The sequence below is a fragment of the Acidimicrobiales bacterium genome (assembly GCA_036273495.1).
Lineage (GTDB): Bacteria > Actinomycetota > Acidimicrobiia > Acidimicrobiales > JAJPHE01 > DASSEU01.
The window spans coordinates 1-10,702 of sequence record DASUHN010000148.1 but is presented as its reverse complement, the minus strand read 5'-3'; the positions used below and the strand labels follow the sequence as shown (position 1 = coordinate 10,702).

Genomic DNA, 10,702 nt, shown 5'->3' with positions numbered 1-10,702 from the left:
GGGCGTGGTCCGCAGGACCCGGGTGCCCACCGCCATGAGAAATGAGAAGGCGGGCGGGGGTGGCGGGGATCGCGGCGGTCCTCCTGGCGCTCACCCTCGGGGGATGGCGGCTGCAGGCGGCGCCGCCGGGCCCGGGGCCGGGGGGCGGTCCGGGCATCCCCACGGCGGGCCGCGTCGCGACGGAAGGCGGCAGTCACGCCTGGTACTGCGCCGCCGGCACCTCGGTGAAGAGCGGCCAGGCCGACGGGACCCTGGTCCTCGCCAACTCCGGCTCCGAGGTCCTGCGGGGGACGGCCACCTTCTACGCCAACCAGTCCGGCAAGAAGACGCCGGCTCCGGTCAGCCGGCCGGTGGCCATCGGCCCCTACGGGCGGGGCTCACTGCGGATCGGTGACGTGCTGGCCGCGCCGTTCGTAGCCGCCACCGTCGTCTTCCTCGGGCCCGGGGGCTCGGCCGAGCTGCTGGTATCGGGCTCGCTCGGGACCTCGGCGGCGCCGTGCGCCACCGCCCCCTCCCCGGACTGGTACCTGGCGGCGGGCACGACCAAGGACGGCGCCAGCGCCCTCCTGGCCCTGTTCAACCCCTTCCCCGAGGACGCCATCGCCGACCTGAGCTTCGCCGACGACGCCGGTCCGGTAGCCCCCTCCGAGTTCCAGGGGATCTTCGTCCCGGGGCGCTCCCTCGTCATGGTCGACCTCGGCTCCCACCTCATCGAGCAGTCGGCGGTGTCGACCACCGTGGGGGTGCGGGCGGGCCGGCTGGTGGCGGCGGCGCTCCAGCTCGACTCCATCCCCGGCCAGGTCGGGGTGTCGCTGGTCACGGCGGCCCCGGCCCCGGCCCGGGCGTGGTGGCTGCCCGACGGGGTGGTGGGCCCGGGCCTGGCCGAGCAGGTCCACGTCTACGACCCGACCGGAGACCCGGCCCGGGTGACCGTCGAGGCCCACCTGTCCCGGGGCCAGTCGGCCCCGTTCCACCTCGACCTGGCGCCGGGGGGCCAGCAGGTCCTCGACCTGTCGGCCCAGCCCCGGATCCCGACCGGGGACGACTTCTCGATCAGCGTGCGGTCCCAGGGGGCGCCGGTGGTGGTGGAGGGCACGGTCGTGGTGGGCTCGCCGGCGGCACGGACGGGGGCGGCGGAGATGCTGGCTTCGCCCGGGACGGCACGCCGGTGGCAGGTGACCGCCGGCGGCGCCACCTCGACCCAGGACGAGTGGCTGGTGGTGGCCGACCCCGGCGGAGCGGCGGCGACGGTGCGGGTCGCCTACCTGAACCAGGGGGCGGAGCGGACCGTGCCCGGGCTCGGGCAGGTGGTGGTGCCGGCGGGGGGCCACACCCTCCTCCGCCTCGGGGACCACCTACAGGTGGCGGACCTCGGCCTGGTCGTCACCTCGGACGTCCCCGTCGTGGTCGAGCGCGACCTCTACCAGGTCAAGGGGCCCGGCGTCTCCCTGGCCGTCCCGAGCCCCGTCGGGTCCTGACGCGTCGGTCAGATCCACGACCAGGGCGGCCTGCCGGTCCTGCTCGGCCTGGGCGGCGGCCACCACGGCGGCGAAGATCCGGGCGGCGTCGGCCTCGAGGTGCTCCCGGGCCCGCAACAGGATCCAGGCCCCCAGCAGGACCGGCGGGGTCGAGATCAGGAACGCCGTGCGCAGGTCGTTGCCAAACATCTGTGACAGCAGCGACACCACGAACGGCGCCGCCGCCGTGCCGAAGATCACCGCCACCAGGTTGAAGGCGCCGAAGCCCGCCCCCCGCAGGTTGGCGGGGATGGCGTCGGAGAAGGTGGCCCGGATGCTCGCCACCGACAGGGCCATAACGAACAGGCCCACCAGCTCCACGGCGTAGCAGGCGGCGAACGGCAGCCACAGGTACGAGATGGTGAACAGGCTGGCGCCCGCCAGCACGCAGTAGGCCGGAACCGCCACCCGGCCGCCCCGGATCCGGGGGGCCCAGTGGTCGGCCACCCACCCCCCGCACAGGATCCCCGGCACCCCGCCCACCACGGCCAGCAGGGCGAAGGCCGTCGTCGCGGCGTTGTTCCGCAGATGGAGCTGGCGCTCGTAGAACTCGGGCAGCCACGAGCTCACCGCCGTGAGGGTGAACAGCAGCGTCGCCACCCCGACCAGGGCGTAGCGCATGGTCGGGATCGACCAGATCATCCGCAGGTCCTGGCGGAGGCCGGCCACCATCTCGCGCACGAAGTTCCGCACGCCCCCCGCCAGGAGGTCGGTGCGGGGCTCGGGCTCGTCGTGGTCCTCGGCCACCCCGGCGTGGAGCCGGTCCGACCAGCCCCGGCGGGGCTCGCGGAGCCGGTAGCAGGCCAGCCCGATGAGCACGCCCGGCCCGCCGACCAGCAGGAAGGCGTAGCGCCATCCGAGGGCGGTGCCGACGGCGCCGCCCGCCCCCACCCCGAGGGCGAAGCCGATGAACGTCATGGCCTGTTGGATCGAGAACGCCCGGCCCCGCCGCTCGTAGGGGTACAGGTCCGACATCAGGCTGCCGGCCGAGGGCTCGGTGAGCGCCGCCCCGAACCCGAGCAGCCCCCGGATCCCGAGCATGACCCCGAAGTTGGGCGCGGCCGCCGTCAGGGCGGATATCCCCGACCAGCCCAGGACCGTGGTGCCGATGGTCCGGGACCGGTGCCAGCGGTCGGCCAGGTAGCCGGAGGGCAGGGTGACCAGGCCGTTGACGAGCACGAAGGCCGACATCAGCAGCCCGACGGCCAGGTCCCCGATGTGGAGGCCCGCTTTGAGCTGGGGCACGACCCCCCGCACGATGCTCTGGTCGGTCGAGTCCATCAGCACGACCAGGCCGAGCAGCCACATCGGCCACGATCCGGTGCCGGGGCGGGCGGGGCCGTCCATGGCCGTCAATGTTCGACCGCCGGGGCCCGTTCCCCTGGCTGACCGGTGATCACCGGTGGGAGGGCCGCTACTGGTCGGACAGCTTGGAGCGGTCGAGCGGGACCGTCGGCTCCCCGGCCGACGATCCGTTGCCCTGCGCCGCCGCCCCGGAGTCGGTGGCCCCGGTGGTGCCGAAGTGGGGCACGACCCGGTCGGGGTGGACGGGACCGCCGTTGGCCTCGTCGACCAGCCGGGTCACCTCGGCGCCGTCGATCGCCTCGTTCTCGAGGAGGGCGGCGGCCACCTTGTCCAGGCCGCCCTTGTGGCGCTTCAGGTACTCGGTGGCCCGCTCCTCCTGCTCCCGCAGGATCCGGCCCACCTCCTCGTCGATCACCCGGCTGGTCTCGTCGGAGTAGTCCCGGGTGTGCATCAGGTCCTCCCCGAGGAAGACCATGCCCTGGGAGCCCCACGCCATCGGGCCCACCCGGTCGCTCATGCCCCACTCCCGCACCATCTTGCGGGCCAGCTCCGTGTTGCCCACCAGGTCGTTGTTGGCGCCGGTCGAGAGGTCCCCGTACACGAGCAGCTCGGCCACCCGGCCCCCCATGCGCACGGCGAGGGAGTCCTCGATGTAGTCCCTCGGGTAGATGTGGCGCTCCTCCATCGGCAGCTGCTGGGTGACGCCGAGGGCCATGCCGGTGGGTAGGATCGTGACCTTGTGCACCGGGTCGGCGGCGGGCAGCACGTAGGCCAGCACGGCGTGGCCGCCCTCGTGGTAGGCCACCCGCTCCTTCTCCTGGTCGGACAGGGCCAGGGACTCCCGGCGCTGGCCCATGAGGATCCGGTCCCGGGCGGCCTCGAAGTCCTGGGGCTCGATCATGTTGCTGCCCCGGCGCACGGCGTGGAGGGCCGCCTCGTTCACCAGGTTGGCGAGGTCGGCGCCGCTCATCCCGGGGGTGCCGCGGGCGATCAGGCGCAGGTCCACGTCGGGGGACATCCGCTTGCCCCGGCAGTGCACCTGGAGGATCGGGAGGCGCTCCTCGAGATCGGGGAGGGGCACGACGATCTGGCGGTCGAAGCGGCCGGGCCGGAGCAGGGCGGGGTCGAGAATGTCGGGCCGGTTGGTGGCGGCCATCATCACGATCCCCTCGGAGGAGTCGAACCCGTCCATCTCCGAGAGCATCTGGTTGAGGGTCTGCTCCCGCTCGTCGTGGCCCCCGCCGAGGCCGGCGCCCCGCTTGCGGCCGATGGAGTCGATCTCGTCGACGAAGATGATGGCCGGGGCCTGCTTGCGCGCCGTCTGGAACAGGTCCCGCACCCGGCTGGCGCCGACGCCCACGAACATCTCCATGAAGTCGGAGCCGGACACCGACATGAACGGCACCCCGGCCTCCCCGGCGACCGCCCGGGCCAGCAGGGTCTTGCCGGTCCCCGGCGGCCCGACCAGCAGCACGCCCTTCGGGATGCGGGCGCCGATGTCGGTGAAGCGCCCCGGGCTCTTCAGGAAGTCGACGACCTCCCGGATCTCCTGTTTGACGGCGTTGTAGCCGGCCACGTCACCGAAGGTGGTGCGGGGGCGCTCGGTGCTGTAGAGCTTGGCGCGCGAGCGCCCGATCGACATGATCCCGGTCATCTGGCCCTGGGCCCGCCGGTTCATCCACACCAGCAGGCCGATGATCAGGATGAACGGCAGGGAGTAGGACAGGATCGTGGCCAGGATGTTCGAGCCCTGGGTGTGGAAGCTCAGCTTCACCCCGTCGCTGCGCATCTGGGCCACGTCGGCGGAGATCACCGGCTGGGGGCCGTCGACGACGTACTGGGTGCCGTCCCCCAGCTGACCGGTGATCACGCCGGTGTCGTTGGAGACGTCGGCCGAGGTCACCTGATGGGAGCTCACGTCCTTCAGGAACTCGGTGTAGCTGAGCTGGGTCCGGGCCGCCTTGGAGAACAGGGGCGGGAGCACGATGGCGGCGACGACCAGGAGGAGCAGGACCAACACCAGCCAGCGCCAGTTCTGGTCCGGGCTGCTGACTCCGAGGCCGGGACGGTCGTTGTCTCGCCCCGGCTTCGGCTCCAGGGGCTGACGGCTCATTGCGGCAATGCTAGGTGACCCGTGTCCCCCGGTTGGCCCTTCCGGGTCGATATGGTCATCGCATGGATCCTCCCCGGTTGTGCATACGGCCCATGTGTGCGGCCGCCGCCGGGGCCAGCCTCCATTACGAGTACGCGGAGCGCACGGTCTGGCTCGATGACCTGGGGCCGGGCCCGATGGTCCCGGGCGCGTGGCCGCTGTGCGCGGCCCACGCCGACCGCCTGCGGGTCCCGGACGGCTGGTCTCTCGTCGACGACCGGCGCTGGGAGCCGCTCGGCGCGACCGGCTGAGCCGGGCCAGTTCGAGCCGGACCAGATGAGCCCCACCCCTTGAACGAGGCCTCCCGCGCCGGATGGCTGTCCGGGGCGGTGGGCGGCTACCTGGTCGGCCTGTTCGTCTCGGTCCTGGCCTCCAGCGCCTGGGCCGGCGCCCACGGGAACCGCACCGACAGCCTGGGCTTCCTCGTGGCGGGCACCGTCGGGCTGTGGGTCGGGCTGGCCGGGGCCCCCCTGTGGGTCAGCCGCCTGTCCGGGGCGGGAAGCCCGGTGGCCGACTTCGGGCTCCGCTTCGGCCTGCCCGACCCGGTCATCGGGGCGGTGGCGGGGGTGGCGTCGCAGTACGTCCTCGACTACGTCGTCTACCTGCCGTTCCAGTCCAACCGCCGGCTGATCCACGAGGTCGGCCAGCCCGCCCAGCACCTCACCGGCCTGGCCCACGGGGCGGGCGTGGCCCTGCTGGTGGCGGTGGTGATCGTCGGGGCGCCGGTGGCCGAGGAGCTGTTCTTCCGGGGCCTACTGCTCCGGGCCCTCCAGCCCCGGATCGGGGCGCCGGGGGCGGTGGCGGTGTCGGCCGTGGCCTTCGGGCTGGCCCACTTCGAGCCCCTCCAGCTGCCGGTGCTGGTGCTCTTCGGGGTGGTCCTCGGCACCCTGGCCGTGCGCACCCGGCGCCTGGGGCCCTCGATCTGCGCCCACGCCGCCTTCAACGCCGTCGCCGTCTACTCGATCCTGTCGCAGAGGTGATCAAACGCAGCTAAACCCCCGAGTCCGCCCAACCGACAACCAAAGGGGATAGCGGAGGAGGCGGATGTGTCCTGCCCGGTGTGCAATGCCGGCCAGATCGTGAAGATCAGCGTCGCGCTCGGCTCGGAGAGCATGGTTCTCCACAGTTGCTCGCGCTGCGACTCGCGCTGGTGGGACGACGCGTCGGGCAACCGCATGAGCCTGGAGAACGTCCTCACCCTCGCCGGGCGAAGCGGCCGCCGCCGCCGCCGCAGCCCCCTCGCCCCCCCGGCCTGACCTCGGGCTGACTGCCCCCGGGTCCGGGGCTGGGGCAACATAAGGGTCCGATGCGGCGCCCGTCCCCGACCACGGCCGTCACCGTGGCCGTCCTCGGCGGGATCGTGGCCTTCCTCTTCTGGCAGCTGCACGTCCCGTCCCTGATCTTCCTCAACACCCTCACGTCGGGCGGGGACACCGGCGCCCACGTGGCCCTGCCCGCCTACATGCGGGACCACCTCCTCACCCACGGCCGGCTCACCGGCTGGGACCCGCAGTGGTACGGGGGCTTCCCGGTCTTCACCTTCTACTTCCCCCTGCCCAGCCTGCTCACGGTCCTACTGAACGTGGCGCTGCCCTACGACGTCGCCTTCAAGCTGGTGACGGTGGCGGGGATCTTCGCCCTGCCGTTGGCGGCCTGGGCCTTCGGGCGGCTGTGGGGGATGAAGGGGGCGGGCCCGCTGTGCCTGGCGGCGGCCACGGTGCCCTACCTGTTCGACCGCAGCTTCACCATCTACGGCGGCAACATCGCCTCCACCCTGGCGGGGGAGTACGCCTTCTCGCTCTCCCTCGCCGTGGGGATCGTCTTCCTCGGCGTGCTGGCCCGGGGGCTGCGCACCGGCCGGGGGGCGGGCCTGGCCGCCTTCCTCCTGGCCGCGACCGGGCTGTGCCACCTCCTGCCGACCCTGTTCGTGCTGGCCGGGGCGGGGGCCCTGCTGGTCATGCACTGGGGGTGGCGCCAGATCCGCTTTGCCGTTCCGGTGCTGGTCGTGGGGGGGCTGCTGGCCGGCTTCTGGTGGATCCCGTTCCTCCTGCGCCTCTCCTACACCACCGACATGGGCTGGCAGAAGGTCACCGCCTACTTCGGGAACCAGGGCCTGTTCCCGCACGGGAACTGGTGGGTGTTCGGGATGGCGGTGGTGGGCGCCGCCCTGTCGATAGCCCTCCGGCGGCGGGTCGGGATCTTCCTCGCCGTGATGGCGGTCCTGTCGGCGGCCGGCTTCTTCTTCGTCCCGCAGACCAAGATCTGGAACGCCAGGATGCTCCCGTTCTGGGTGCTGTGCCTCTACCTCCTGGCCGGGGTGGCGGTGGCCGAGGGCGGCCGGCTCCTGGCCATGGCCGCCGCCCGGCTGACCGTGCTGCGCCACGTCGAGGGGGGCGTGGTGGTGCCGCTGGCCGCGGCCACCGCCGCCATCGGGTTCGCCTGGGTGCCTCTGGTGGACCTGCCGTCCTGGTTCCCCGTCCACCCGACCAAGAGCTTCGTGCCGTCGTGGGTCTCGTGGAACTACGAGGGCTACGAGCGCAAGGCCGCCTACCCCCAGTACTACGACCTGGTGCACAAGATGGGCCAGGTCGGCAAGCAGTACGGCTGCGGCCGGGCCATGTGGGAGTACGGCTACGACGAGGAGAACCAGCTGGGCACCCCGATGGCGCTCATGCTGCTGCCGTACTGGACCAACGACTGCATCGACTCGATGGAGGGACTGCTGTTCGAGTCGGCGTCGAGCACGCCGTACCACTTCCTCAACCAGGCGGAACTGTCGGCCGAGCCCGACCACGCCATGCTCAATTTGCCCTACGTCGACGGGGACGTGACGACCGGCATCTCCCATCTGCAGATGCTCGGGGTGCGGTACTACATGGCGTTCTCGCCGACCATGCAGGCCGCCGCCGCCCGCAACCCCGCCCTCCGGCTGGTGGCCACCAGCGGGCCGTGGCCCGCCCCGCCGGGCAGCACGACGGTCACCCAGCCGGTCACCTGGGACATCTACGAGATCTCGGGCGCCGGCATGGTGGCGCCGCTGCAGTACGAGCCGGCGGTGGTGACCGGGTCGGTCACCAAGGCCAAGGCGTGGCTCGACCTGTCGGTGCCGTGGTACCAGGACCCGAAGCGCTGGGCCGTCCCGCTGGCGGCGTCGGGGCCGGCGTCGTGGCCGCGGGTGCCGGCCGGGGCCGCCAACCCGCCCCGCGTCCCGGTGGCCCCGGTGCGCCCCAGCCACGTGACGGTCACCGACGACCGCATCAGCTTCGACGTCGACAAGGTGGGCAGCCCGGTGGTCGTGCGGACCTCGTACTTCCCGAACTGGCAGGCCTCGGGGGCGGACGGCCCGTGGCGGATCACCCCCAACCTGATGGTCGTGGTCCCGACCTCCCACCACGTCACCCTCCACTACGGGTGGACGCCGGTCGACTGGCTGGGCGCCTTCGCCACCCTGGCCGGGGTGGCGGGGCTGGTGGCGCTGGTCCGCTTCCGGCCCGGCGCCCCGCCCGGGGTCCCCGAGCCCGAGGACGTCCTGGCGACGGCCGAGGAGGCGGAGGAGGGCGGGGAGGGGCCGGCTGCTGAGGCCGAGGAGCCCGTGCCCGTTCTCGGGTGACCCGGCTCTCGGTCGTGGTCCCCGCCTTCTGCGAGGAGGCGGTGATAGGCGCCACGGTCAAGGACCTGCGGGCCGGGCTCGAGCCGGTGGTGGGCGCCGGAGGACTCGAGGTGGTCGTCGTCGACGACGGCTCCGACGACCGCACCGCCGCCCGGGCCACCGAGGCCGGCGCCGACCGGGTGATCCGGCTGTTCCCCCACCGGGGCAAAGGGGCGGCCGTGCGGGCCGGGGTGGAGGCGGCCGAGGGCGCGGTGGTGGCGTTCTGCGACGCCGACCTCGCCTACGGGCCGGCCCAGGTGGGCCGCCTGCTGGAGAAGATCGAGGCGGGGTGGGACATGGCGGGCGGCAGCCGGCGTCACGTCGACACCGTCACCCTGGTCCGGGCCCGGCGCATCCGGGAGGTGACGGGGCGGGTGTTCTCGGCGCTCACCGCCTTCTCGGTCCTCGACCGGCGCCACGACACCCAGTGCGGGGTCAAGGCCTTCTCGGCGCCGGCCGCACGGCAGATCTTCGGGCGGGCGCGCATCGACGGCTTTGCCTTCGACGTGGAGCTGTTCGTGATCGCGGGGCGCGCCGGCCTGTCGGTGGTGGAGGTCCCCGTCGAGCTGTCGAACTCGGGCGCGTCGTCGGTCCGGATCGGCCGGGACACGCTGCGGATGCTGCGGGACGTGGCCCGGGTGTGGTGGTGGGCCCGGGCCGGGGCCTACGACCGCGATCGGTAGGCTCACCCGGTGCCCGACCTGGACGCCATCTTCAAGGCCTACGACGTCCGGGGCACGGTGCCCGACCAGCTCGACGCGTCGGCGGCCATCGCCATCGGGTGGGCGTTCGCCCGGTTCTCCGGGGCCACCCGGCTGGTCGTCGGGCGCGACATGCGGGAGTCGGGGCGGGAGCTGGTGCCGGCCTTCGCCCTCGGCGCCGCCGAGGCCGGGGCGCGCATCGTCGACATCGGCCTGGTGTCGACCGACCTCATGTACTTCGCGTCGGGGCGGCTCGACATCCCGGGGGCGATGTTCACGGCGTCGCACAACCCGGCGGCGTACAACGGGATCAAGCTGTGCCTGGCCGGGGCCCGCCCGGTGGGTCAGGACACCGGGTTGGCGGAGATAAAGGCCTTGGCAGCCGAGGCCCTGAGCGGTCCGAGGGGCCCCGTCCCCGACCATCTCGGGAAGATGATGGAGCGGGCCGACCTGATCGACGAGTTCGCCGCCCACGTCCGGTCGTTCGTCGACCCCGGCGTCCTGCGGCCGCTGCGGGTGGTGGCCGACACCGCCAACGGGATGGGGGGACTGGTCGTGCCGCGCGTGTTCGCCGGTCTCCCGTTCGACCTCGAGGTCCTGTTCGCGGAGCTCGACGGCTCGTTCCCCAACCATCCCGCCGATCCCATCCAGCCCGAGAACCTGGAGGCCCTGCGCCAGCGGGTGACCACGACCGGAGCGGACGTCGGCCTGGCGTTCGACGGGGACGCCGACCGCGTCTTCCTGGTCGACGAGAAGGGGGAGCCGCTGTCGGGCTCGCTCACCACCTCGATGGTGGCGGCGGCGATGCTCGACAAGCACCCCGGCGCCAGCGTCGTCTACAACCTGATCTGCTCCAAGGCGGTGCCCTAGGTGATCACCGAGCACGGGGGCCAGGGCGTGCGCACGCGCGTGGGGCACTCCTTCATCAAGGCGGTGACGGCCGACACCGGGGCCGTCTTCGGCGGCGAGCACTCGGGCCACTACTACTTCCGCGACAACTACCGGGCCGACTCGGGCCTGATCGCCGCCATCGTCGTGCTCGAGATGCTGTCCCGCTCCGACCGCCCGCTGTCCGACATGCGCCGGCCCTTCGAGCGCTACGCCGACTCGGGGGAGATCAACCGGCCCGTGGCCGACGCCGCCGCCGTGCTCGGCGCGGTCGAGGAGCACTACCGCGGCGCCACCCTCGACCACACCGACGGGCTCACGGTCGACCTCGGCGGATGGTGGTTCAACCTGAGGCCGTCCAACACCGAGCCGCTCCTGCGCCTCAACCTCGAGGCGGCCGACGAAGCGGCGTGCGAGCAGCACGTCGAGGAGGTGCTCGCGGTCATGGACGGCGCCGACCCGACCACGGGCCCCGCCCCCAACGGCGCCA

Annotated in this window: 9 protein-coding genes and 1 pseudogene; 8 read left to right on the top strand and 2 right to left on the bottom strand. The window is 73.0% G+C overall.

All coding sequences use genetic code 11. The annotated features are described in order from the left end of the window. Positions 1 to 41: 41 nt before the first annotated feature. Positions 42 to 1,352 (top strand): annotated as a pseudogene (locus VFW24_06350) (DUF5719 family protein). A 3-nt stretch (positions 1,353 to 1,355) separates the two neighbouring features. On the opposite strand, the gene VFW24_06345 reads toward VFW24_06350, so the two are convergent. Further along, positions 1,356 to 2,864: an MFS transporter gene (locus VFW24_06345; GenBank protein ID HEX5266376.1), complete on the bottom strand. Its 1,509-nt coding sequence runs from the start codon at positions 2,862 to 2,864 to the stop codon at positions 1,356 to 1,358. Positions 2,865 to 2,931: 67 nt separating this feature from the next. Continuing rightward, positions 2,932 to 4,935: an ATP-dependent zinc metalloprotease FtsH gene (gene ftsH / locus VFW24_06340; protein ID HEX5266375.1), complete on the bottom strand. Its 2,004-nt coding sequence runs from the start codon at positions 4,933 to 4,935 to the stop codon at positions 2,932 to 2,934. A 62-nt stretch (positions 4,936 to 4,997) separates the two neighbouring features. Between ftsH and VFW24_06335 the strand changes: the two genes are divergently transcribed. The 7 genes from VFW24_06335 to manB all read left to right on the top strand — a co-directional run. Further along, positions 4,998 to 5,225: a DUF3499 family protein gene (locus VFW24_06335; protein HEX5266374.1), complete on the top strand. Its 228-nt coding sequence runs from the start codon at positions 4,998 to 5,000 to the stop codon at positions 5,223 to 5,225. Between the two features lie 39 nt (positions 5,226 to 5,264). After that, positions 5,265 to 5,954 (top strand): CPBP family intramembrane glutamic endopeptidase, encoded by a 690-nt coding sequence (locus VFW24_06330; GenBank protein ID HEX5266373.1) that lies wholly within the window; start codon positions 5,265 to 5,267, stop codon positions 5,952 to 5,954. 66 nt (positions 5,955 to 6,020) lie between these two features. Then, positions 6,021 to 6,230, top strand: a complete 210-nt coding sequence (locus tag VFW24_06325) for a hypothetical protein (GenBank protein ID HEX5266372.1) — start codon at positions 6,021 to 6,023, stop codon at positions 6,228 to 6,230. Between the two features lie 50 nt (positions 6,231 to 6,280). Continuing rightward, the gene (locus VFW24_06320) at positions 6,281 to 8,584 is read left to right on the top strand and encodes a 6-pyruvoyl-tetrahydropterin synthase-related protein (protein HEX5266371.1); all 2,304 of its coding nucleotides are present in this window, start codon (positions 6,281 to 6,283) and stop codon (positions 8,582 to 8,584) included. Further along, complete coding sequence (locus VFW24_06315; GenBank protein ID HEX5266370.1) at positions 8,581 to 9,306, top strand: glycosyltransferase; 726 nt, start codon at positions 8,581 to 8,583, stop codon at positions 9,304 to 9,306. The genes VFW24_06320 and VFW24_06315 overlap by 4 nt, the downstream gene beginning before the upstream one ends. 9 nt (positions 9,307 to 9,315) lie before the next feature. After that, positions 9,316 to 10,194, top strand: a complete 879-nt coding sequence (locus VFW24_06310) for a hypothetical protein (protein HEX5266369.1) — start codon at positions 9,316 to 9,318, stop codon at positions 10,192 to 10,194. Continuing rightward, positions 10,195 to 10,702: phosphomannomutase/phosphoglucomutase (gene manB, locus VFW24_06305; protein ID HEX5266368.1), on the top strand; the 508-nt coding region annotated here is incomplete at its 3' end. It abuts the gene before it with no gap.

Excerpts from the sequence above, each read along its gene's own strand:
- VFW24_06345 (HEX5266376.1), bottom strand. The coding sequence starts at position 2,864 with ATGGACGGCCCCGCCCGCCCCGGCACCGGATCGTGGCCGATGTGGCTG.
- ftsH (HEX5266375.1), bottom strand. The coding sequence starts at position 4,935 with ATGAGCCGTCAGCCCCTGGAGCCGAAGCCGGGGCGAGACAACGACCGT.
- VFW24_06335 (HEX5266374.1), top strand. The coding sequence starts at position 4,998 with ATGGATCCTCCCCGGTTGTGCATACGGCCCATGTGTGCGGCCGCCGCC.
- VFW24_06320 (HEX5266371.1), top strand. The coding sequence starts at position 6,281 with ATGCGGCGCCCGTCCCCGACCACGGCCGTCACCGTGGCCGTCCTCGGC.